We start from the raw sequence: 22,073 nt of genomic DNA on the forward strand, positions 1-22,073 counted from the left end.
TTGGGGTCGCGGGGCCGCCCGTTTCACGGCTCTCTCCACGGGTCTATCGCAACGGTCCCCGGCTCGCCAGGGCGATAACGGGCCGCAGTCCCGCCGGGCGCTCCTCGACCGGCAGATGGTCCACGAAATGGACGGAGCAGCCCAACTCGGCCGCTCCGCCGTCCGCCCCGCGGTCGTCGCCGACCATCAGCACATCGTGCGGATCCTGCCCCAACTCCTCGCAGGCCGCCCGGAACAGCCGCGGATCGGGCTTCTGGATGCCGTGCTCGTACGAGAGCACATACGCGTCGACGAACGCGTCCAGGCCATGGGCGCGGAAGACCGGCCGCAGATCCCAGCCGATATTGCTGACCACCGCGATGCCGATGCCCTCGCGGCGCAGCGTGCCGAGCACCTCGGCGGCGTCGGTGTACGGGCGCCAGGCGTCCGGCGTCATATGACGGTCGTAGAGCGCGTCGTACAGGACCGGGCTGGGCAGCCTCACCTGCCGGGCGAGCCCGGTGTACGCGGCGCGGTGGCGCTCGGCGCTCTCGTCACGGGTGGCCCACAGCCCGGCCAGGTCCGGCGGCACCCGCTCCGGTGAGGAGCCACCGGGCAGCGCGCCCGCCACGGCCAGCCGCATCGCGTACCGCCGCACCTCGTCGGGGGGTACGGCGACGCCCGCCTCGTCGAGCACGGCACGCAGCCAGGAGCCCGCGGATTCGATTCGGAAGAGGGTTCCGGAGAAGTCGAAGAGCACACCCTTGAAGGTCATACGTACGATCCTCGCCGGGTCACGGCTTCCTGGACAAGGTCACGCGCCCGTACACCGCGACCGAGAACGCGACCAGACAGCCACCGAACAGCCATCCGCCGATCACGTCCGCGCTCCAGTGCACCCCCAGCCACAGCCGGGTCAGACCCGCCCCGGCCACCGATACCGCCGCGACGACGACCGCCGTACGCCAGGGCCACCCGCCGGCCCCGTGGCGCCGTATCAGCCACAGCAGCAGCCCGCAGGTCACCGCGGCGGTCATGGCGTGTCCCGAGGGGAACGCGGCGAAGTGCGCGGAGTCGACCGGATCGGGCCACCGCGGGCGTTCACGCCCGACGGCGGCCTTCGCCCCCTGGGAGACGGCCGCGCCCAGCGCCGCCGTCCCCGCCGTCCACAGCGCGAGCAGCCGCTCATGCCGCAGCCACAGCGCGATCACGGCCACCGCGGTCAGCAGCCGCATCGTCCAGGGATCCCAGAACCAGTCGGTGAGCACCCGGTTCACCCAGGTCACGCCCGGCTCGGCCACCGCGCGGCGGTGCAACTCCGCCGCGACCCACCGGTCGAAGGAGAACAGCGGGCCCCACTCGGCGACGACGAGGACGGTCAGCACCGCCGAGAGGACGGCCAGCAGCGCGGCCGTCGCGCCCGCTCCGGTGAGCCCGGCGCGTGGCGCACGGTCCGGGGGCGGCGGGGTGACCATGGGGGGCGAGGGGGAGAGCATGGGCTGATCCTCGCGCACCCGGCGAGCCAGGGGCCATCCCAAGGGGCTATCCCAGGGCGCGCAGCGCCGGTACGAAGGCGACCAGCAGCGGTACCACCGGCACCAGCGCCGCCGCGGCGGTCAGCCGCAGCCGTCGAGCCGCGGTGAGCCGGGGTACGGGCGACAGCAGCCGGTTCACCCGCTGGGGCAGCTGCGCGTCCGGGGTGGTGCCCGGCCCGAACACCCCGCGGTCCTCGTTCAGTTCGACCAGCGCGAGCGCGATCGTCAGCCGTCCGAAGCGTCGCGAGGCGACATCGTCGGCGGCCAGCTCGACCAGCCGGTGCATCTCGTCGCGGAACGCCGCGAACACCGGCACCTGCGGGAATCCGTTCGCCAGCGCCCCCGAGCAGTGCAGCAGCCAGTCGTGCCTGGCGCGGGCGTGGCCCTGCTCATGGGCGAGTACGGCATCGAGCTGGCGCCCCTTCAGACGGCGCAGCGCGGCCGTGGTGATGACCAGTTGGGGCGCGGCGCCCGGCAGCCACCACGCGCCGGGACGCTCGCCCTCCAGGACCACGAGCGGTTCGCCGCGCGGTTCCTCGCCGGGCAGCACGGGGGAGCGTACGAGCAGTTCCTTGCGGCGCTGCCGACGCCGGCGGCGGGCCCGGTGGATCTCGCGGGTGAGCATGGCGGCCGTCCAGAGACCACCGCTGGCCAGCAGCACGGTCAGTACGGCGGTCCACGGCCCGTGCGAGCCGAAGGCGTAGGCCTCCACGACCCCGCGCGGGGCGGGTGCGAAGACATGGCCGCGGACGCGCAGCCAGGACGCGGCGGCGCTGAAGGTCATGGAGAGCGCGAAGCTCAGCAGCACGGCCGCCACGACGCACTGCCACACCCAGAGCGCCACCACGGGCTCGCGCTCCGGCCAGTCGGCGCGCGACAGGAGTCTCGGGGCGACGACGGCGGCCAGCGCACCGAGCAGCAGCAGTGCCAGGGAGACCATCATGGTCACCAGAGTAGGAGGGGCGCGCTACTCAGGGGTATGTCCTCACCCGGCAAGTGACCCACGACACGTTTCGGCGCGGGCGCCGCTGACCTTCCGGGACCGTCCGTGGTCAGAGCGTGAGCAGCATCGCCAGCATCGCGAGGCCCATGGAGAGGCGGCAGACCAGCGTCAGTTCCGGCCGCTCGCCCCAGCCTGCCGGGGCCGTACCGCCACCGCTCTCGGGGCCCGCGGTGGCCGTGACCGGCAGCAGCCGGGCGCCCGCCCGGAGCACATAGCCGGCGTAGTAGAGCAGCAGCACACCGGTGATCAGCGGCGCTCCGCCGCCCGTGCCGACCGTCCCCGCCGTGTGTGCGCTGTGTGCCCCCGCCGGGGCGAGAGCCATGGCCCCGGCCATATAGACCATCGCGAGCATCCCCAGCAGATGGTGCAGCCGGTGCCCCCTCCCGCCGGCCCTCAGGAGCGTATGGAGCGCCGCGCCGCCGAACACCACCACGTACCCCGCCCAGACCCACCGGGGCGGCGTCAGCACGGCGGCGGGCACCGCCATGGCCGCCATCCCGAACCCCATCAGCGCCTCGCCGCCCGCCGAACCGCGCCGGCCGCCCGCGCCGGCGCGCGACCGGAGCAGACAGTAACTCCCGACCGCCGTGCAGAGCGCGACGAGCAGCCAGCCGGACATCGCAGGTCCGTGCATCGCACCTCCCCGTCTACGGACTCGTCCAGGGAATGCCCGGCGCCGCCGATGCGCATACGAGCGCAGAGGGACACGGAGGGAGCGCACCGGGGGTCACGGGCCCGGCGGGGCGCCGTCGTTCGGTTATTCACATTTCGCTGGAAACGGAAAGCGTAAAGAAAATAGGCTGACACACCCTCGCTTTTGCCCATCGAATTCCTGGTGCGCATGGCCTTGTGGCGACGGTGGCGCCCGACTACTTTGCGAGAGCGCGCCCTTGGGGGCCGGGCGGACTGCCGCCGCCTGTAAATCCCCCCACCCCCGAGGGCTTTACGCATTCTGGCAGATATCGAGTCGGAGGCATTCCCCCATGCATATGTCACGACGGTCGGCCCTCGCCTCCGCACTGGCGGCTTCGGCCGCCATCGCCGGCGTCGGCGCAGCCCAGCAGGGTGCCTCGGCGGCCGAACCGCGCCGCCGCGCACAGTCGGGACCCACCGCCAGTCCGCCCGGTGACGTGGTCGGCAAAATCACCGTGGGTTACCAGGGCTGGTTCGCCTGCACCGGTGACGGCGCCCCCATCAATGGGTGGTGGCACTGGAGTCAGAACATGAGCCAGCCGCCGTCGCTCAGCAATACCACCATCAAGTCGTGGCCGGACATGCGGGAATACTCCCGCGGTTACCCCACCGCCTACCCGAACCTGAACAGTGGCCAGCCCGCCACGCTGTTCTCCTCCTGGGACCAGCAGACGGTCGACACGCACTTCCGCTGGATGCGGGAGAACAACTGCGACACGGCCGCGCTCCAGCGCTTCAACCCCTTCAGCCCGGAGGGCCCGACCCGGGACGCGATGGCGCAGAAAGTGCGTCAGGCGGCCGAGGCCAACGGCCGCAAGTTCTACATCATGTACGACGTCACCGGCTGGACGTCCATGCAGTCCCAGATCAAGGAGGACTGGACGTCGAAGATGAGGGCGCACACGGCGTCCAGCGCCTACGCGAAGCAGAACGGCAAGCCGGTGGTGTGCATCTGGGGCTTCGGCTTCAACGACCCGGGCCGCCCCTTCGCGCCCGCGCCGTGCAAGGAGGTCGTGGACTGGTTCAAGGCCCAGGGCTGCTATGTCATCGGCGGTGTGCCCACCCACTGGCGCAACAGCACCGATGACTCCCGGCCCGGCTTCCAGGACGTGTACCGCGCGTTCAACATGATCTCGCCCTGGATGGTCGGACGGATCGGCAACGTCGCCGACACCGACCGGTTCTTCCGTGATGTCAACACCCCGGACCAGGCGGAGTGCGACGCCCGCGGCATCGACTACCAGCCGTGTGTGCTGCCGGGTGATCTCCAGGAACGCCACCGCGCCCACGGGGACTTCATGTGGCGGCAGTTCTACAACATGGTGCGGGTCGGCGCGCAGGGCATCTACATCTCCATGTTCGACGAGTTCAACGAGGGCAACCAGATCGCGAAGACCGCCGAGACCGGTGCGCAGGTGCCGTCCGGGTCGGGTATCTGGGCGCTGGACGAGGACGGCACCTCCTGCTCGTCCGACTACTACCTGCGGCTGACCGGCGACGGTGGCCGGATGCTCAAGGGCCAGCTCGGACTGACGGCCACCAGGCCCACGCAACCCAGGATCTGACGGACCGTCATGCGGCGAAGCCGATGACGTAGGGGGCCGCCGGGACAACCCCCGGCGGCCTCTGCGTACTAGGTCCTGTCAGCCCGTCGGCAGATGCCGTGCCCGGCTCTCCCGCCCCCGCAGCCGGGGGGCGAAGGTCGCGTGGAAGATGGTCGACGCCGCCCCCACGGCGGCGGCCTCCGCGCTCAGCACGGACGGCTCGACCGCGACCCGGCGCAGCCGTCTGGCCGTCGGGAACGCGTTGACGGTACGAGTGATCTCGTCCAGATAGAAGCCGGCGACGTCCTCGGTGAAGAAGGGGCCGCCGAGCACGATCAGATCGATGTCCAGCAGATCGACCATGCCCAGCGCCCCCCGCCCCACCGCCCGCGCGACCTCGCGGACGGCCGCCGCCGCCGCGGGATCGCCCGCCGCGGCGGCCTCGCCCACCGCCAGATAGGCGGCGGTGCTCCCTGACGTACCTCCCGGCGCGGCCGGTACGGGACGCATCCCGCTCAGTGCCGCGAGCTCCGGCACGGACACCGGCGGATTGCACTCCGGAAGGATCTCCGGCCTGCCGTCCTTGGCCACCCGCCCCAGTGCGATGGCGCACAGCTGCCCGAACTCCCCGGCGTTGGCGCTGATCCCGCGGTACAGATCGCCATTGAGATAGAGCCCGGTGCCGACGCCCGTACCGAGATAGAGATACGCGAAGTCCCTGGCCCTGCGGTCGCGCCCGATCCACCGCTCGCCGGCCGCCGCCGCGGTGGAGTCCTTCTCCATCAGGACGGGGCACGGGAAGTGGTCCTGGAGCAGATACAGCAGCGGCAGATCACCCCAGGCCGACATCAGCGGCGGTCCGAGCACCGTGCCCGACGCGGTGTCCACCGGCCCCGGGACGGCGACACCGATACCGAGGAAGCCGTCCTCCCGCACCGATCCGCGTGCCTCCGCCAGCGTCTCCCGGCCCAGCGCGGCCACCCGTTCGACGAACTCCGCCGGATCGATGTCGGCGCTCACGGGCCGGGTACGGGTACGGACGATCGCGCCGTCGAGGTCGATGACGACCGCGGTGAGCACCTCCGGGTCGATATGGATACCGAGCGCGTGGGCGGCCGTCCCGCACAGCCGCACCGGCGTGCGGGGCTTGCCCGAGGTGGCGCGCCGCTGGGCGTCCTCGATGAGGATGCCCCGGTCCAGCAGCGACCGGGCGATCCGGGAGACCGACTGCTGGGTGAGGCCCGTGCGATGGGCGATCTCGCCCCGGGTGATGCTGCCGGAGAGCCGTACGGTCTCGATGACCACGCACTCGTTGAACGAGCCCAGATCGATCTGGTTGACCCCGCTCCAGGACTGGCTTCCCGCCGTGCTGTCCGCGCGGTGGTCCGTGCCAGGAGGGCCCGCGACGTTCTCCCGCAGCCAGCGCACCGCCGCGCACGGGGTGTCGGGCCGCGCCGCCGCGTACCGTTCCAGCTCGGCGGCCAGATCGAGATAGACCCGGCGCGAGGACTCCGGATGGCTCGTGCTGTCGAGCGCGATCATGGCCCGGAGGAAGGTGCGCCAAGTCGACCGCGCGGGAATCCGATGGCGCGTCACCACGACCTCGGACACGGCTGGTCGAGGTGAGCCGCCGTCGGCCGGCGCCGTCTCCCAGAGCGTGATGGCGTGCAGCCCGAGGTCCGGATGGCTGCGGCCCGCCTCGGTCAGATATTCCGCCAGCCCGCCGGGCGCCGACGAGGTGACACCGGCCGTCGCGCGCGCCGTCGCCGCCGTCCGCGCGGCCTCCACCGCCCGGTCGAGTCCGGCCAGTACGTCCGAGCCGAGTACGGTCCCGGCGGCGGACTGCCGGGGTGCCCCCTGCCGGGTGCCCGCCAGGAGCACGGCGCGCCAGGGGTCCACATACAGGCCCATCACCCAGACCTCGGCGCTGGGCAGCGGTGGTCTGGTCGGTACGGACGGGACGGGCGTCTCGTCGGGGGAGAGCCGCCAGCGGCGCCGGATCCCGGCGACCGTGGCGTGCGAGAGGCCCAGCTCCCGGGCGACCGCGCGCGAGGCGCCGCTGCCACCGGGCGCGAGCAGCGTACGGGTGACGACCTCCGCCTCGTCCACGGTGGCGGGCCGGCCGGTGCGCGGGCGCCGGCCGAGGCCGTCGATCCCCGCGCTCGTCCAGCGCTGCCGCCAGGTGCCGACCGTCTGCCGGGACACCCCGAGCCGACGGGAGATCTCGGCGTCGCGCAGCCCGTCCGCGGCGAGGAGGACGACACTCGCCCGGGTCGCGAGCGGGCCGCCCTCCTCGGCCCAGCGGTGCAAGACGGCCCGGTGCTCCGGGGGCAGAGAGCCGGCCGGGCCGTCGTTCTGGGGGGCCTCAGGCACCAGTGCCTCCGTCGGCCGCGTGGTGTGCCGCGCTGCGGCGGGTGGCCGAAGCGATACGGGCCCCGGCCGTCCGGTCCCCCGCCGTCCGGTCCGCCGCCGTCCGGTCCGCCGCCGGGCGGTTCCCGGGCTTCAGCCGCAGCGTCAGGATCTGGAAGGGCCGCAGCGCGAGGCCGACGGAGCCGTCCTCGTACGGGCGCGCGGCGATCGGCTCCTCCAGGAGGTCCGTCTCGCACACCGACGCCACCGGGAACGCGGCGGTCAGTGCCGTACGGGCCCGGCCGCCGCGCGACTCGTAGAGCCGTACGACCAGATCCCCCGAGCGGTCGTCGGCGAGCTTCACCGCCTCCACGATCACATCGGGATGGTCCACCGAGACCAGCGGCGGCGCGGCGGATCCGGCGGCACCCGAAGGCCCGGGGCGCAGCGGCAGATTGACGGCGTACCCCTCGGCGATCGCCTCACCGATCCCCGCCCCGGGGCGTACCGCGTGCCTGAAGCGCTGTGGCCCCCGGTCGGCGTGCGGGTCCGGGCTGTGCGCCGCGCGCAGCAGGGTGAGCCCTACGGTGGTGGTCGTGCCGGCGTCCTCGCGGGTGTGGCGCGAGACGTCATAGCCGTAGGTCGAGTCACCGGCCAGCGCCACACCCCAGCCGTGCTCGCCCACATGGATCCAGCGGTGTGCCCAGAGCTCACAACGGGCCCCGCCCTCAACAGAGTTCTCGTGGGTCGAGCGCGCGACATGGCCGAACTGGATCTCCGCGACGCTGTGTTCGGCGTGCACGTCGAGCGGCCAGACCGCCTTGAGGAGAGTGTCACGCTCGCGCCAGTCGACCTCGGTGTCGATCGTGAGGGACCGGCCCCCGGCCGTCAGCGAGAGCGTCTGCTCGATCGTGGACCTGCCGGTGTTCCGCACCACCCGGACGGCCGCCAACAGCGGCCCCTGGGCGGTCACCTCGACCGAGCAGGCCCGGTCGAGATCGCGGCACACCTCACGGTGGCGGGCGTCCAGGTTCCGCGCACTCCAGCGCGGTGGGTCGTCGCGGAGCAGCCGCAGCAGATTGCCCGCGGCCCCCGGCGCGACGGTCTCCCGGCCCGTGGCGAGGTCCAGCACGGAGCGTACGAGCCCCTCGGCGTCGACATGGATCCGCAGCAGTCCGTTGTCCAGCAGCAGCCCGCCGCCGTCCGCGGACCGTACGGTCACGGGCGGGACCCCCGAGGTCCCGGGAACGACCGCACCACGGCCGAGGGCCGGCGCCTCGGCCAGTACGGCGACGCGTCCGTCGGCCAGCGGCTGACCGCAGGCGGTCGGCCGGTCCTGGTCCAGGACCACCACCTCGCGGCGCGCGAGCGGCCCGGCGTTGAAGACGGACACACAGGTGGCGTCGCCACCGTCGGACGTTGCCACGGCCCGGCGGATCAGCCGCTCCAGACGGCGGTGGACCTCGCGGTACAGCTGCTCGGCCTCTTGATGCGCCCAGGCGGTCGAGGTGCCGGACAGCAGATCGTGGCCCTGTTGGTGCAGCACCTTCTTCCACAGGGTGTCGAGCTCGTCGTACGGATAGGGGACGCCGTCCCGGACGGCGGCGGTCGCCGACCACAACTCGGCCTCGCGCAGCAGCGATTCGGCGCGGCGGTTACCGCGCTTGGTGCGCGCCTGGCTGGTGTATGTGCCGTGATGGGACTCCGGGCGGAACTCACCGCGCCACACCGGCGCGTCCGGTCGCGCGTCGAGGACGTCCCGGAAGAAGTGCGCGGGATGCCGGCTTCCGACGCGCGGCGAGCCCTCCAGATCGGCCAGTCGGCGGGCGCGCTCCAGGGTCTCGCGGGTGGGGCCGTGGCCGTCGGGGCCGCCGAGGGGCAGCAGGGAGCGGGCGGCCGCGCCCTGCCCGGCGAACTCCGCCGCGGCGTCGGCCAGTTCCCCGCCCGACAGCTCGCCCGCGGCGGGAGTGGAGCCGGGCGGGAAGTGGCTGAGGACGCGGGTCCCGTCGATGCCCTCCCACCAGAAGGTGTGAGGGGGTACGGCGCCGGAGTTCTCCGCGAGGAACCAGCGGGCCCCGGCGAGCACCGCCAACTGCGGGAAAGCGGCGCTCAGTCCGGATCCACCGGGCAGCCAGGCACCGTCGGTGTCGGTGCCGAGCTCGGCGCGGTAGAAGCGGCGGCCGTGGACGAACTGGCGGGCCAGCGCCTCGCCGCCGGGCAGATTTCCGTCGGGCTCGGCCCACATGCCGCCGACCGGGACCCAGTTGCCGTCGGCGACGGACTTGCGCACCCGCTCGAAGACATGCGGATGGCGGTCCTTCAGCCAGGCGTACCGCTGGGCGGCCGGCGCGACGAGGTGAAGTTCCGGGTACTCCTCGGCCAGCGCGGTCATGGTGCTGAAGGCGCGTGCGGTCTCGCGTACGGACTCGCGCGCCGGTCCCAGCCGGGCCGCTCCCAGAGGCGCGCGGCCGACGGCGGCGACGGTGTGCGCGGACTCGTGGGCGCGACGGGCCAGTACGGGGGAGAGGATCCGCCGGGCGCGCGCGGCGGTCCCGGCGACATCGCGGGGATCGACGGCGTCCACGGCCTCTTCGAGCGCCCGCAGGATGGCGTACCGACGGGGCAGCTCCGCCGGGAGCGCGCGCATCAGACAGTCCAGGACATCGATGTCATGGATCAGCTGCCAGATGCCCTCGTCGCGTACGGCGAGATCGGCGCGGAGCAGTCGGTACAAGGGCTCGTCCCCCGCGGTGACCGGGTCCCCGTACCGCGCGCCTGCCCCCGTCGCCGGGTCGATCGGCGGGTTGGCGGCGGCTTCGACGAACAGCAGGACGGGCTCGCCGCCGCCCGCCCGGGCCGACACCTTCATGGACCGGTGCCGCCGGTGCAGCCCCTGGAGAGGGATGCCGTGCGCGTCGTGGACGAGCCCCACGGCACGGCTCTCCGCGCCGAGGTCCCCGGAGCCCGAGCCCGAGCCCGAGCCGGAACCGGAACCGAAACCGAAGTCGGAGCCGGAGCCGAAACTGGAGCCGGGCTCGAAGCCGAGGTCGAAGACCGCCTCCACCCGCTCGCCCGCCCAGCGCTGCGGGATGGTGGCCTGGACCTGGAACCAACTCGTGGACCAGGGACGGCCCCAGGAATCGCCCACGAAGAACGGTGTGTAGTCGGCCCGGAGCGCCACATCGACGGGCACCGGCTCCCCGGGGATGTGCCAGGCAGCGATATCCATCGGAAGCCGCTCGGTGTAGAGCGCGGGACGCAGACGGGCGGCGAGGAAATGACTGATCCGCGCCTCTCCGGACTTCCTGCGGTCATACATGGGCGGCCCTTCCTGTCCAGCCAGTAACCGCCATGTAAAACCAGGTGTGTTATCAAGTCAACGGCTTTGCCAATTCGTTCTTCTTCCTGGTGGTGATGGCCCGCCCGGAAAATGTCAGGCGAATTAATTGACGATTCGCGAAGCCGTCGGAAAGTTAGTGAATTGACAAGCCGGTGCCTTGACGCCGGTCGGCGCTCAGTGCCGTACCGGCTCCGGCCTGACGCTGCAACTCTCCACCGGGAGCGCCCTGCCTTCCCGCGCCGAGTCGAGCAGGGTCAGCATGATGTCGAGGACATGGCGCGCCAGTTCGGCGGACGCTCGGTGCGGGCGGCCCGCGGCCAGTGACTCGGCCAGATCGGCGAGCCCGGTGCCGCGCCCCGCTCCCACATATCCGGCCGTGACCGGCAGCGCCTCCCACTCGCCGGTACCCCGGTGCAGTTCGACCGTTCCGTCGAATCCGTTGGGGTCGGGTAGGGACAGTGAGGCTCCGGTGCCGTGCACCTCGATACGCGGCAGCCGGGCGGCCTGGATGTCGAAGCTCATCACCAGGGTGGTGAGGGCGCCATTGGCATGCCGCAGCACCCCCGTGACATGAGTGTCGACCTCCACCGCGAACCGTTCACCGGCCCGCGGCCCGCTGCCGATCTCCCGTTCGGCCCGGGGCTGGGAACCCGCACCGGTGACCGTGATGACGGGGCCCAGCAGATGCACGAGCGCCGAGAGGTAGTAGGGACCCATGTCGAGCAGCGGGCCGCCGCCCCGCCGGTAGTAGAACTCGGGGTCCGGGTGCCAGCGTTCGTGGCCGGCCGTGGTCATGAAGGCGGTCGCGGCCACCGGTGTGCCGATGAGCCCGTCGTCGACCGCCTTGCGCGCCGTCTGGACGCCCGTACCGAGCACGGTGTCGGGCGCGCAGCCGATCCGCAGCCCGCCCGCCGCGCCCGCGGCCAGGATCCGGTCCGCCTCCGCGCGCGTGGCGGCCAGCGGCTTCTCCCCGTACACATGCTTGCCCGCGGCGAGCGCGGCCAGGGCGACCTCGGCATGGACCGCCGGGATCGTCAGATTGAGTACGGCGTCCACGTCGGGGCGTGCCACCAGCTTGGCCACCGAGCCGACGACCGCCACTCCCGGCACCCGGTCGGCGACCGTCGCGGCGCGCTCCTGGGCGAGATCCGTGACGGCCGTCAGCGTGACGTTCTCCAGCCGTTCCAGGGTGTCCAGATAGGCGCCGCTGATCTTGCCCGCGCCCACCATGCCGATCCTCAGCGGCTCGCCCACAGCAGTCCCCTCTCGGTGAGCACCCGTACCTCGGGCACATCGAAGTCGTCCGGTTTGTGGCCGATGGCGGAGACGAAGACCCGCCCCTCGCCCCACGTCCTGGTCCAGACGGCCGGCATCGTGACCGGCCGCGCCCGCTCCTCGTCGGCCGCGAACTCCGTGGTCGCCAGGACATCGATCAGCGGGTCGGTGGCCAGCCAGTATTTCTCCGTATGGACCCGGAAGTCGCTCAGTCCGGCGATCACGGGATGGTCGGCGCGCTCCTCGACCAGCGTGACCGTGTGGTCGGAGAAACCGGGCGGATGCATCAGGAACTGGCCGCCGGTGAGCAGTTGGTAGCCGACATCGCCCCGGAAGGAGTCCACGATCCCGCCGTGCCAGCCGGCCAGTCCGGTGCCGGCCCGGACGGCCGCGGTGAGTCCCGCGCTCTGCTCGGCGGTGATCTCGCCCATCGTCCAGCACTGGACCACGAGATCCGTGGCGGCGAGGAGGTCGGCGTCCGTGTAGACGTCCAGGGTGTCGGAGATCCGGATGTCATAGCCGCGGTCGCGGAGGAAGGGCAGGAACAGTTCCGTGATCGCCGTGGGCTGGTGTCCCTCCCAGCCGCCACGGACCACCAGGGCCTTCCGGGCGTCGGATGTCTCGGACGTCATGGTCGTTGCACGCTCCCATCGGCGTTGCACGGCAGGGGCCAGCGAACTTCGCTGTACGGATGGCTGTACGGATGGCGGAATGGCGTACCGTCATCCGAACGTATGAAGAGGGGGATCTATTTGTCAACGACTCTACCAAATGGTCGGCCGTACGACGTCAGTGCTGCCCGAGCCGTTTGAGCAGAGTCCGCAGCGAGTGGGCCGCCTCGGTGACCGCGAGGGCGATCTCCTCCGCGCGGGCGTCGTCCATCCGGCTCTTGGGCGCCGAGCAGCTGATCGCGTCGCCGCCGTCGCGGCCGGTGCCGAGCGCCACGGCCACACAGCGGATGTCCGGCGAGTTCTCCCCGTCGTCCATCGCCCACCCGCGCAGCCGCGCCTCGGACAGCTGGCTCAGCAGTTCGTCGGGGTCGGTCACCGTGTCCGGAGTGAGGCTCTCCAGCGGCCAGTTGAGTCGCATCCGGACCTCGGCCGCGTCATAGAGGGAGAGCATCGCCTTGCCCAGCGCTGTGGTGTGCGCGGGTAGCCGGCGGCCCACCGCCGAGTACATTCGCAGGGCATGCCGGGACTCCCGTTTGGCCAGGTAGACGACGTCCGTACCATCGAGCCTGCCCAGGTGCACCGACTCGCCCGTCTCCTCGGCCAGGGTGTCGAGCACCGGGCCCGCGAGGCTCGCGACATCGTCGCCCTCCAGATAGGCCGTACCCGTCAACAGGGCCTTGAGGCCGAGGCTGTAGCGGGTGCCCGACGCGTCCAGATCCACCCAGCGGCGCGCCTCCATCGTGCGGAGGATCGCGTGCAGACTGCTCTTGGGCACGGCCATCGTGCCGGCCAGCTCGGCGAGCGAGAGCCGGGCGCCTTCCGCGCCCAGCAGTTCGAGCACTTCAAGCACCCGGGCCGCGGACTTGACCTCTTCGGGCTTGCGCCCCCGCGCTGCTGCTGCCACCGATTCCACGGAACCTCCGCTTCTCGCGCCGGTGCCCCTCGGCGAACCGGTCGGCACGAATCCCGACGTGCGTCTTGACGCTATATCACCCCAACCATAAGTTCGGTCACTCCAACGCCATTCGGCCTTCTGAACGGTTGATCCTTAGGTAGGGGCCATGCGTATACCTATGTCAAAGAATGTCCGGCTCGCGGCGATCGCCATCGCCACGACGCTCTCGCTGACCACGCTCTCCGCCTGTGGCGGCTCCTCCGACTCCGGAGAGAAGTCCGCTTCGCTGGAGATGTGGACCTTCAAGCAGTCCCATGTCGGCGCGTTGCGCAACGCCGCCGCCGAGTTCAAGAAGCAGACGGGCATCTCGGTCACGGTCGAGGCCTACACACCCGACGACGCCTACACCACCAAGGTGCAGAGCGCGGCGAAGACCGGCGATCTGCCGGATGTGCTGGAAGTGCACTCCGACGGCGAGGACCGGGTCTTCGGTGCGGCGGGGATCGTCTCCGACCTCGCCGGCGACTTCACCGGCGAGTGGGCCGGCCGTATCCAGGAACCCGTCAGGGAGTCCGGACTCGTCACCGACCAGCGGTTCAAGGACTCGCTGCCGGAGACCGCGAAGGACCACGGCATCGAGAAGGGCGCCCGCTACAGCGTGCCGCTCACCGTGGGCACCTTCGGGATCGTCTACGCCAACAAGAAGATGCTCGCCGAGGCGGGCATCACCGAGCCCCCGGCCGACTGGTCGGGCTTCCTGGACGCGCTGAAGCGGACCACCGCCAAGAACCCGAAGACCGGCGGTATGTCGCTCGGCCTCAAGGTCCAGGCCACCGGCCTGACCTGGGTTCTCCAGCCATTGGCCTTCAGCCAGCTCGGACAGCAGGGGTACGAGAGCCTTTTCGGCAAGGACCCGGCCGCCGACTTCGGCTCGCCCAACGGCGTCAAGGTGCTGAGCATGTACGACCAGCTCACCCCGTACTGGATGCCCGGCACCCAGTCCCTCACCATCGACCAGGCGGACCAGGCCTTCGCGCAGGGCAAATCGGCCTTCAACATCGGCGGCACCTTCACCCTCGCCTTTCTCAAGCAGAACGGGATGGACCCCGACGACGTGTTCGCGTTCGGACTGCCCTCCCCGAAGGACGGCGCCGTCCCCGATCGCGCGCTCGGTCCGCTCGCGCTGACCAGTCTCAGTGTCGCCGCCACCAGCGAGCAGCCCGACAACGCCAAGAAGTGGCTGGAGTTCCTGTCCGGCAAGGACATCGCCGCGCGCTTCGCCAAGGACGCCTCCGATGTCCCGGCCACCGAACTCGGCGCCGACCCCGCGGCCGTACTCGGCCCGGCGCTCGCCGCCATGGTCGACAGCTTCAAGGGCACCGCGCGGAACACCTACGACCCCAGCCGCGGCAACGAGTTCCGCGCGCCGGGCTACGAGCAGGACGACGCGGGCGCCATCCTCGCCGACCTCACCCCGCTCGGGCAGCAGACCATCGAGCAGACGGCGAAGAAGCTGCGTGAGCTCAACGCCTCCTACTGGGCGGCGGCGCGGTGACGACGGCTCCCCGCCGGCGCATCCGTCCGTACGAGACGCTCACCGGATACCTCTTCGTCGGCCCGGCGGTGGTCCTGTTCTGTGTGATGGGTCTGTACACCGTCGGGTACGGCTTCGCGCTCAGCTTCGCGACCTGGAACGGCTTCTCCCCGAACTGGACCTGGGTCGGACTGGACAACTACGCCGATCTGCTGTGGCGCAGTCCGGTCTACGCCCCGCGGATACGGCACGCGGCGGTCAACACCCTCTGGGTGATGATCGCCGCCCCCGCCCTCACCGTCGCGGTCTCCTTTCCGCTGGCCGTGCTGCTCAACCAGGTCAAGCGCTTCCAGTCGGTGCTGCGCTCGGTGTACTTCCTGCCCTATGTGACCAGCGGGATCGCGGTCTTCTTCGCCTGGCAGTACATCCTCCAGCCGGACGGGGCGATCAACTTCCTCCTCGACGGTCTGGGGCTCGGCTCCCTCCAGCAGCCGCAGGGCTGGCTCGGCAATCCGGCCACCGCCATGCCCACCATGATCGTGGTCACGGTCTGGGGCCATGTTCCGGTCGCGATGCTGCTGTATCTCACCGGTCTGCAAGGGATCGACCGCAGTGTGCTGGAGGCCGCCGAACTGGACGGCGCCGGCTGGTGGCGTACCAATGCCTCGGTGGTCTGGCCACTGGTACGGCCCATCACCGCCATCGTCCTGCTGCTCAATCTGCGTGAATCCCTCCAGGGCTTCCAGACCTTCCTGGTGATGACGAACGGCGGGCCCGGTGATCACACCAATGTGCTGGGCCTGGAGGCGTACCGCCTGGCGTTCCTCAAGAATCTCGCGCCCACCCTGGGGCTCGCCAGCGCGCTCGGCTGGATCCTGTTCGCCGTCGCGCTGGTCCTCGCCCTGATCAATCTGCGAGCGCTGCGGAGCAGAACATGACCTCGCTCACCATGAAGGCCCGTCCCGACCGGCCCGACGCGCCCGGCCGGCCCGACGAGAGCAGGGCGCGCACCCGTCGGCTCGTCGCCCGCACCGTCGTCGGCGTACTCCTCGGTCTCTACGGACTCGTCAGCGTCTACCCGTTCCTCTGGATGGTGTCCGCCGCTTTCAAGGACCAGATCGAGGTCGTGCGCGGCGGGCATCTGATCCCGGACGATCCGACGTTCGACACACTCGTCGACACCTGGAACAAGCTGCACTTCTTCGACTTCTTCCTCAACAGCCTGCTGGTCACCGCCTATACGGTGGTGCTGACGCTGGTGATCTACGCGGCGGCGGGCTACGCCTTCGCCGTGCTGCGCTTCCCCGGCCGGGGGGCGCTGCAAAAGCTCTTCGTCTCACTGCTGTTCGTGCCCGGCATCACGGTGATGCTGCCCATCGTGCTGTTGGAGAACAAACTGGGCATTCTCGGCACGCACTTCGGGCTGGTGCTGCCCTTCGTCAACGGCGGCGCCCCGCTCTCGGTGCTGCTGATGACCGGGGCCTTCCTGGCCGTGCCCGGTGAGCTCCGCGACTCCGCGCGCGTCGACGGGGCGAGCGAGCTGCGGATCTTCACCAGCGTCTATCTGCCGCTGGCCAGACCCGCGTTGATCACCGTCGCGCTGCTGACGGCGATCCCGACCTGGAACGAGTTCCTGCTCACCCGGGTCTCCCTGAACGATCCGTCCACGTACACCCTGCCGCTGGGACTCCAGTACCTCTCGGCGGAGAACGTGCCGCACTACAACAATCTGATGGCGGGCGCGCTCATCGTGGTCATCCCGGTGATCCTGCTCTTCCTCAGCCTCCAGCGGTACTTCGTCAACGGACTGGTCGGGGCGGTGAAGGGCTGATCCGAGAAGATCCACCGGGCAGGCCCTGGTCTCCGCGGCCTCGCGTTAGGCTGCGCAGACCCGTGCCGTAGCCGGGGCAGCCGTAGCCAGGACAGAGGAGACCGCGCACCATGGACGCCGTCAGCCACCCCCGCCCCCAGGTCCCGCACGGGACCGGCGAACTGGTCCACCGGGACGCCACGGCAGCCGATACGGACGCGCTCGTCGCCCTCATAGAGTCGGCGTACCGGGGGGACAGCAGCCGTACGGGCTGGACCACCGAGGCCGACATCCTGGCGGGGCAGCGAACCGACCGGCGAGGGGTGCTCGACGTCATCGAGTCGTCCGGCAGCCGGCTGCTGGCCATCGAGCGGGACGGCGCGCTGGTCGCCTGCTGCCAGCTCGAACACCGCGGGGACGCCGCCTACTTCGGAATGTTCGCCGTATCGCCCGGCGCGCAGGGCTCCGGTCTCGGCAAGCAGGTCATGGCGGTGGCGGAGCGCGTCGCGGTCGAGACCTGGGGCGTACGGGAGATGCATATGACCGTGATCACGGTCCGGGAGGAACTGATCGCCTGGTACGAGCGGCGCGGCTACCGCCGTACGGGAAAGCTGTACCCCTTCCCGTACGGCGACGAGCGCTTCGGTATCCCGCAGCGGGACGACCTGGAGTTCGAACTGCTGGTCAAGCGGCTCGGCTGAGGCGCCGGTAGGGGCCCGGAAACCCGTGGGCCACAGACCCGTGGGCCGGGGACCTGTGTGCCGGCGACCTATGGGCCGGACACCCGTGTGCCCGACACCTGTGTGCCGGACACCTGTGGGCCGGAGAGCCGCGCGGTCTTCGCCGGGCCCGGCGAAGGCTCAGGCGATGAACCGGCCCGTGCGCCGGATCTCCGGGAAGTCGGTGGTCACCGCCCCCAGCTGGAGCGCCCGCGCCAGGCGCAGCTGATCCGGGGTGTTGACCACCCAGCCGATGATCCCCAGCCCCTCCGCGTGCGCGCGCTCCACGACCTCCAGGGTCAGTCTCCTGATGTTCAGGGCCAGCCTGGCGGCGCCCACCGCCCTGGCCCGGTCCACCACGTCGGCTCCCCAGCGGCTGGCGACCAGTACGGTACGCACGCCGGGCACCAGCGAGGCGATCTCGGCGACCGCCTCGTCATGGAACGACGACACCTCGACGCGCTCCACAACCCCCCGCCGGAGCATCACCTCGGCCAGCGCGCGGGCCGCGGCCCTGTCCTTGATCTCGGCCTGGAGCGGCGACCGTACGGCGTCCAGCACCTCCTCGAAGACCGGGACGCGCTCGCCCCGCCCCGCGTCGAGCTCCCGCAGCTCGGCGAGTGTCCGGTCGGCGATCGCGCCCGTTCCGTCGGTCGTACGGTCCACGTCCGTGTCATGCATGACGGCGAGAGCGCCGTCCTTGGTCAGATGGAGATCCAGTTCGATGGCGTCCATGCCCGCGCGTTCGGCATGCAGAAAGGAGCGCAGGGTGTTCTCCGGTTCGACACCCATCACTCCACGATGACCGATGGTCTGGAAAGTCAAGATGACCTCGCTTCCGTCGACGGCGGCTCCCGCGCGCAGCCTAATGGCCAGGCCCCTGCCTGGGACCCGGCCGCGCGTCAAGGAGTCCGGAGGCCCGTGGAAGCCCGCGGCGCTACGCTGGTTACGAGTGTCCTACCCCTGGATCACAGGAAAAATGGCGGTGACCATGGGGGGTGCGCAGGATAATTTATGCCCCTGCCGCTTGTAAGGGAGAACTGAAGGCCTATACGGTGTCTTGACGCCAAGTTCTCCCGTGGAGGAAGTGACATGACGGAAATTCTTGCGCAGGGCGCCGCCGTACCCGGCATATCGAGTGCTGCCCGGGTGATCGATCACCCGGCCTGGCAGGAGCTCAAGAACTCCGTCGAGGAGATCAGGCCCTGGCAGTCCAAGGACGGCTCGATCGACTTCGACGCCGAGGACGCTCCGGCGCGCTCGCTCGTCGAGGTGACGATCGACCGGGTGATCGCCGCGGTCGAGCAGCTCTCCCCGCTTCTCCCGCACGACTCCGCGTATCACACGGCGCTGGTTGCCGACCTGCGTAAATGGGCCGATGGGGCCTTCGACGTCCCCGACTTCCTGGACTCCCTGCTGGCCTTCCAGCCCGCCGCCGACCGGGTGGACGGCCTCCAGCACCTCGCCGTCTTCCCCATGTACACGCAGAACGGCAACCCCGACCGCAATCTCGAAGCGGTCGTGCTGCGCATGGTCTGGCCCGAGTGGCTCGCCGAACTGGAGCGCACGCGCTACGACAACCCGCTCTTCTGCGGCATCACCTTCGAGGACTTCACCGCCGGCTACGACACCAACTCCGCGGTGTTCTTCCCCGAGACCATCGCCGTGCGCGAGGCTCCGGAGCGGTTCAGCTGGGGCGGGATCTTCTGCGACCGCGAGGCCGCCCGCTTCCGCCGGGTCATCGACGCGGCCGTCCGTACGCTCGGCGTCGAACTGCCCGACGACATCAGCGCGATGGTCGCCGACCAGGACCGCTGTCAGCAGGCGTTCGTGCTCTGGGACATGATCCACGACCGTACGCACAGCCATGGCGACCTGCCGTTCGACCCCTTCATGATCAAGCAGCGCCAGCCGTTCTGGATGTACGGACTGGAGGAACTGCGCTGCGACCTCACCGCGTTCCGGGAGGCCGTACGGCTGGAGGCGGACGGTTTCGCGCAGGGCCGTGACGTCCAGTACGCCGTCCTCTTCGACCGGATGTTCCGTTTCCCGGTCACCGGCGCACGGGTACGCAACTACGACGGACTCGGCGGCCAGCTGCTCTTCGCCTATCTCCACCAGCACGATGTGGTGCGCTGGACGGACAACACCCTGCGCATCGACTGGGAGCGGGCCCCGCAGGTCACCAACCAGCTCTGCGCGGAGATCGAGGACCTGTACCGGGCCGGCATCGACCGCCCCAAGCTGGTCCACTGGTTCGCCGCGTACGAACTGGTCTCGACGTATCTCGCCCCGCACCCCGGCTCCCGCTGGGCCAAGGGCCCCGACGCCCTCGATCTCACCCAGCCGCCTCGTAAGCTGGTCGACGATGTGCTTCCGGACGAGTTTCCGCTCAGCATGTTCTACGAGGCACTCTCCAAGAAGATCAAGAGCGTGATCGACTCGACCAAGGGCATCCGGGCCAACGACACCGGGCGAGCGGCCGCGTGAGCCCTCGCGAACGAGAGGCGACGGCCATGAACGGAAGCGGTGCCACGAGCGGCGCACTGGACGGAGCCGTGGTCGCGGTGGCCGGAGCGGCGGGTCCGGCGGGCCGGGCCGCGCTGCTCCGGCTCGCGGAGGCCGGCGCCACGGTCGTCGGCGCGGACGCGGACGCCACCCGGCTGGCCGAGGCGGTCGACGCCGCACGGTACGCGCACGGTGGAGCCACGGTCACCGGCGACACCGTCGATCTGCTCGACCTCGCCGCCACCCGCGCGTGGGCGGACAAGACCGAGAAGGAGTTCGGCCGGATCGACGGACTGGTCCATCTCGTCGGCGGCTGGCGCGGCAGCGCCTCCTTCGCCGAGACCGATCTCGCCGACTGGGACATGCTGGAGAAGCTGCTGATCCGTACCGTCCAGCACACGTCCCTCGCCTTCCACGACGGACTGCTGCGCAGCGACCGCGGACGCTATGTGCTGGTCAGCGCGGCGGGCGCGGCGAAGCCCACGGCAGGCAACGCCGCCTACTCCGCCGCCAAGGCCGCCGCCGAGGCCTGGACGCTGGCCCTCGGCGATGCCTTCCGCAAGGCGGGGGGCGAGGAGGGCCCCCGGGCCGCGGCTGCCATCCTGGTGATCAAGGCACTGGTGCACGACGCGATGCGCGCCGAGCGCCCGAATGCGAAGTTCGCGGGCTTCACGGACGTCACGGACCTGGCCGAGGCCATCGCCGGAGTCTGGGACCGGCCCGCCCGGGAAGTGAATGGAAACCGTCTGTGGCTGACCCCCGAGCCGTGAGCTCCCGTACGACGGACGCGCGCCGGCATCATGACCCCGACGTACGCGGCTTCGCCAGCGACAACTACGCGGGCGCGCACCCCGAGGTCCTGGCGGCGCTCGCCCTCGCCAACGGCGGCCACCAGATCTCCTATGGGGAGGACGACTACACCGGTCATCTCCAGCGCGTCATGCACAGCCACTTCGGCCCGACGGCGGAGGCCTTCCCGGTCTTCAACGGCACCGGCGCCAATGTGGTCGCGCTCCAGGCGCTCACCGACCGATGGGGCGCGGTCATCTGCGCCGAGACCGCGCATATCCATGTGGACGAGGGCGGCGCCCCCGAGCGGGTCGCCGGCCTCAAGCTGCTGACCGTACCGACCCCGGACGGCAAGCTCACACCCGAGCTGATCGACCGGCAGGCGTATGGCTGGGACGACGAGCACCGGGCCATGCCACAGGTCGTGTCGATCGCCCAGAACACCGAACTGGGCACGGTCTACACGCCCGACGAGATCCGCGCCATCTGCGCGCACGCGCATGAGCGGGGCATGAAGGTCCATCTCGACGGGGCCCGGATATCCAACGCGGCGGCGTCGCTGGACGTCCCGATGCGGACGTTCACCAACACCGTGGGTGTGGACATCCTCTCCTACGGGGGCACGAAGAACGGCATGCTCTTCGGCGAGGCCGTCGTCGTCCTGGACCCGGACGCCACGCGGGCCATGAAGCATCTGCGCAAGCTCTCCATGCAGCTCGCGTCCAAGATGCGGTTCGTATCGGTGCAGTTGGAGGCGCTCCTCGCGGGCGATCTGTGGCTGCGCAACGCCCGGCACAGCAACACGATGGCGCAGCGGCTCGCGGAGGGCGTACGCGCGGTGGACGGAGTGGAGATCCTCCACCCGGTCCAGGCCAACGCCGTCTTCGCACGGCTGCCGCACGAGGTCAGCGTCCGCCTCCAGCGCCGGTTCCGGTTCTACTTCTGGGACGAGAAGGCCGGGGACGTCCGCTGGATGTGCTCCTTCGACACGACGGAGGACGACGTGGACGCCTTCGTCCAGGCGCTCAAGGAAGAGATGGCGCGATAGCGCAGGCTTCCACATAGATATGTGATCGGCCGGAAATCCATTGGATTCCGGCCGGTCCTGTCTTTAGGGTGGCCGCTATGCGGCTCATCCGGGGCGGATGAGGTCATCGGCCATGACCATCCGCTGATACGGGAGACGGCCGCCCGGCTCCGTACCGGCGGCTCCGACGCATACTCATACGCGAGAGCCGCATACGAGTTCGTCCGCGACACGGTCCCGCACTCGGGGTGAGCGGCTGGCATGGACCGTCCGTCCGGAGTGCAATGAGATAGACTATCCAGTACTTTACGATGCACCGCATCCGGTCGTTCTGAGCGCGCTGAGAGCCGCCCCCGACCGGCGCCGCCTCTGGCGGACGCTTCCCACCGCCCTTTGACCGCC

18 protein-coding genes and 1 pseudogene are annotated in these 22,073 nt (G+C 70.7%); 9 read left to right on the forward strand and 10 right to left on the reverse strand.

The annotated features are described in order from the left end of the window. Positions 1–43: 43 nt before the first annotated feature. From ABTZ59_RS23480 to ABTZ59_RS23495, 4 genes are all read right to left on the reverse strand, one after another. The gene (locus ABTZ59_RS23480; protein WP_351412879.1) at positions 44–754 is read right to left on the reverse strand and encodes an HAD family hydrolase; all 711 of its coding nucleotides are present in this window, start codon (positions 752–754) and stop codon (positions 44–46) included. A 19-nt stretch (positions 755–773) separates the two neighbouring features. Then, the gene (locus tag ABTZ59_RS23485) at positions 774–1,475 is read right to left on the reverse strand and encodes a phosphatase PAP2 family protein (protein WP_351412885.1); all 702 of its coding nucleotides are present in this window, start codon (positions 1,473–1,475) and stop codon (positions 774–776) included. Between the two features lie 46 nt (positions 1,476–1,521). Beyond that, positions 1,522–2,457, reverse strand: coding sequence for a M56 family metallopeptidase (locus tag ABTZ59_RS23490; protein WP_351412890.1), 936 nt, complete (start codon positions 2,455–2,457; stop codon positions 1,522–1,524). A gap of 109 nt (positions 2,458–2,566) precedes the next feature. Next, positions 2,567–3,151, reverse strand: coding sequence for a DUF5134 domain-containing protein (locus tag ABTZ59_RS23495; RefSeq protein ID WP_351412895.1), 585 nt, complete (start codon positions 3,149–3,151; stop codon positions 2,567–2,569). A gap of 349 nt (positions 3,152–3,500) precedes the next feature. On the opposite strand from ABTZ59_RS23495, the gene ABTZ59_RS23500 reads away from it, so the two are divergent. Further along, complete coding sequence (locus tag ABTZ59_RS23500; protein ID WP_351412898.1) at positions 3,501–4,775, forward strand: glycoside hydrolase family 99 protein; 1,275 nt, start codon at positions 3,501–3,503, stop codon at positions 4,773–4,775. Between the two features lie 78 nt (positions 4,776–4,853). Here ABTZ59_RS23500 and ABTZ59_RS23505 read toward each other — a convergent pair whose 3' ends face one another. From ABTZ59_RS23505 to ABTZ59_RS23525, 5 genes are all read right to left on the reverse strand, one after another. After that, positions 4,854–7,127 (reverse strand): ROK family protein, encoded by a 2,274-nt coding sequence (locus tag ABTZ59_RS23505; RefSeq protein WP_351412905.1) that lies wholly within the window; start codon positions 7,125–7,127, stop codon positions 4,854–4,856. Next, positions 7,120–10,422 (reverse strand): alpha-mannosidase, encoded by a 3,303-nt coding sequence (locus tag ABTZ59_RS23510; protein ID WP_351412912.1) that lies wholly within the window; start codon positions 10,420–10,422, stop codon positions 7,120–7,122. The genes ABTZ59_RS23505 and ABTZ59_RS23510 overlap by 8 nt, the downstream gene beginning before the upstream one ends. A gap of 195 nt (positions 10,423–10,617) precedes the next feature. Next, positions 10,618–11,697 (reverse strand): Gfo/Idh/MocA family protein, encoded by a 1,080-nt coding sequence (locus ABTZ59_RS23515; protein ID WP_351412922.1) that lies wholly within the window; start codon positions 11,695–11,697, stop codon positions 10,618–10,620. Continuing rightward, a complete protein-coding gene (locus ABTZ59_RS23520; protein WP_351412931.1) occupies positions 11,682–12,350 on the reverse strand; it encodes a ThuA domain-containing protein in 669 nt (222 codons plus the stop codon). The genes ABTZ59_RS23515 and ABTZ59_RS23520 overlap by 16 nt, the downstream gene beginning before the upstream one ends. Positions 12,351–12,507: 157 nt before the next feature. Next, on the reverse strand, positions 12,508–13,293 hold the full coding sequence (locus ABTZ59_RS23525) for an IclR family transcriptional regulator (RefSeq protein ID WP_351412945.1): 786 nt from the start codon (positions 13,291–13,293) through the stop codon (positions 12,508–12,510). A 169-nt stretch (positions 13,294–13,462) separates the two neighbouring features. Here ABTZ59_RS23525 and ABTZ59_RS23530 point away from each other — a divergent pair, with 169 nt between their 5' ends. The 4 genes from ABTZ59_RS23530 to ABTZ59_RS23545 all read left to right on the forward strand — a co-directional run bounded on the left by ABTZ59_RS23530 (position 13,463) and on the right by ABTZ59_RS23545 (position 17,329). Continuing rightward, on the forward strand, positions 13,463–14,839 hold the full coding sequence (locus ABTZ59_RS23530) for an ABC transporter substrate-binding protein (protein WP_351412956.1): 1,377 nt from the start codon (positions 13,463–13,465) through the stop codon (positions 14,837–14,839). Beyond that, entirely contained in the window at positions 14,836–15,756 is a 921-nt protein-coding gene (locus ABTZ59_RS23535) for a carbohydrate ABC transporter permease (protein ID WP_351412967.1), read from the forward strand. The genes ABTZ59_RS23530 and ABTZ59_RS23535 overlap by 4 nt, the downstream gene beginning before the upstream one ends. Further along, the gene (locus ABTZ59_RS23540) at positions 15,753–16,649 is read left to right on the forward strand and encodes a carbohydrate ABC transporter permease (RefSeq protein WP_351412974.1); all 897 of its coding nucleotides are present in this window, start codon (positions 15,753–15,755) and stop codon (positions 16,647–16,649) included. Before ABTZ59_RS23535 ends, ABTZ59_RS23540 begins: the two co-directional genes overlap by 4 nt. Before the next feature lie 110 nt (positions 16,650–16,759). Continuing rightward, complete coding sequence (locus tag ABTZ59_RS23545) at positions 16,760–17,329, forward strand: GNAT family N-acetyltransferase (protein WP_351412984.1); 570 nt, start codon at positions 16,760–16,762, stop codon at positions 17,327–17,329. A gap of 159 nt (positions 17,330–17,488) precedes the next feature. On the opposite strand, the gene ABTZ59_RS23550 is transcribed toward ABTZ59_RS23545, so the two are convergent. Then, entirely contained in the window at positions 17,489–18,139 is a 651-nt protein-coding gene (locus ABTZ59_RS23550) for a glycerophosphodiester phosphodiesterase (protein ID WP_351412990.1), read from the reverse strand. Positions 18,140–18,439: 300 nt separating this feature from the next. On the opposite strand from ABTZ59_RS23550, the gene ABTZ59_RS23555 reads away from it, so the two are divergent. From ABTZ59_RS23555 to ABTZ59_RS23570, 4 genes and pseudogenes are all read left to right on the forward strand, one after another. Then, positions 18,440–19,837, forward strand: coding sequence for a DUF6421 family protein (locus tag ABTZ59_RS23555; protein ID WP_351413001.1), 1,398 nt, complete (start codon positions 18,440–18,442; stop codon positions 19,835–19,837). A gap of 26 nt (positions 19,838–19,863) precedes the next feature. Beyond that, positions 19,864–20,625 carry an SDR family NAD(P)-dependent oxidoreductase gene (locus ABTZ59_RS23560; RefSeq protein WP_351413009.1) on the forward strand — a complete coding sequence of 254 codons (762 nt, stop codon included), beginning with the start codon at positions 19,864–19,866 and terminating at the stop codon, positions 20,623–20,625. After that, on the forward strand, positions 20,604–21,692 hold the full coding sequence (locus ABTZ59_RS23565) for a threonine aldolase family protein (protein WP_351413014.1): 1,089 nt from the start codon (positions 20,604–20,606) through the stop codon (positions 21,690–21,692). The genes ABTZ59_RS23560 and ABTZ59_RS23565 overlap by 22 nt, the downstream gene beginning before the upstream one ends. Positions 21,693–21,749: 57 nt before the next feature. Further along, positions 21,750–22,068: pseudogene (locus tag ABTZ59_RS23570) on the forward strand (hypothetical protein). Positions 22,069–22,073 lie beyond the last annotated feature (5 nt).

Origin of the sequence: Streptomyces sp. NPDC094034, from assembly GCF_040303865.1 — a bacterium.
Taxonomy (GTDB): Bacteria; Actinomycetota; Actinomycetes; order Streptomycetales; family Streptomycetaceae; genus Streptomyces.

Excerpts from the sequence above, each read along its gene's own strand:
- ABTZ59_RS23480 (WP_351412879.1), bottom strand. The coding sequence starts at position 754 with ATGACCTTCAAGGGTGTGCTCTTCGACTTCTCCGGAACCCTCTTCCGA.
- ABTZ59_RS23485 (WP_351412885.1), bottom strand. The coding sequence starts at position 1,475 with ATGCTCTCCCCCTCGCCCCCCATGGTCACCCCGCCGCCCCCGGACCGT.
- ABTZ59_RS23490 (WP_351412890.1), bottom strand. The coding sequence starts at position 2,457 with ATGATGGTCTCCCTGGCACTGCTGCTGCTCGGTGCGCTGGCCGCCGTC.
- ABTZ59_RS23495 (WP_351412895.1), bottom strand. The coding sequence starts at position 3,151 with ATGCACGGACCTGCGATGTCCGGCTGGCTGCTCGTCGCGCTCTGCACG.
- ABTZ59_RS23500 (WP_351412898.1), top strand. The coding sequence starts at position 3,501 with ATGCATATGTCACGACGGTCGGCCCTCGCCTCCGCACTGGCGGCTTCG.
- ABTZ59_RS23510 (WP_351412912.1), bottom strand. The coding sequence starts at position 10,422 with ATGTATGACCGCAGGAAGTCCGGAGAGGCGCGGATCAGTCATTTCCTC.
- ABTZ59_RS23520 (WP_351412931.1), bottom strand. The coding sequence starts at position 12,350 with ATGACGTCCGAGACATCCGACGCCCGGAAGGCCCTGGTGGTCCGTGGC.
- ABTZ59_RS23530 (WP_351412956.1), top strand. The coding sequence starts at position 13,463 with ATGTCAAAGAATGTCCGGCTCGCGGCGATCGCCATCGCCACGACGCTC.
- ABTZ59_RS23540 (WP_351412974.1), top strand. The coding sequence starts at position 15,753 with ATGACCTCGCTCACCATGAAGGCCCGTCCCGACCGGCCCGACGCGCCC.
- ABTZ59_RS23545 (WP_351412984.1), top strand. The coding sequence starts at position 16,760 with ATGGACGCCGTCAGCCACCCCCGCCCCCAGGTCCCGCACGGGACCGGC.
- ABTZ59_RS23550 (WP_351412990.1), bottom strand. The coding sequence starts at position 18,139 with ATGGGTGTCGAACCGGAGAACACCCTGCGCTCCTTTCTGCATGCCGAA.
- ABTZ59_RS23555 (WP_351413001.1), top strand. The coding sequence starts at position 18,440 with ATGACGGAAATTCTTGCGCAGGGCGCCGCCGTACCCGGCATATCGAGT.
- ABTZ59_RS23560 (WP_351413009.1), top strand. The coding sequence starts at position 19,864 with ATGAACGGAAGCGGTGCCACGAGCGGCGCACTGGACGGAGCCGTGGTC.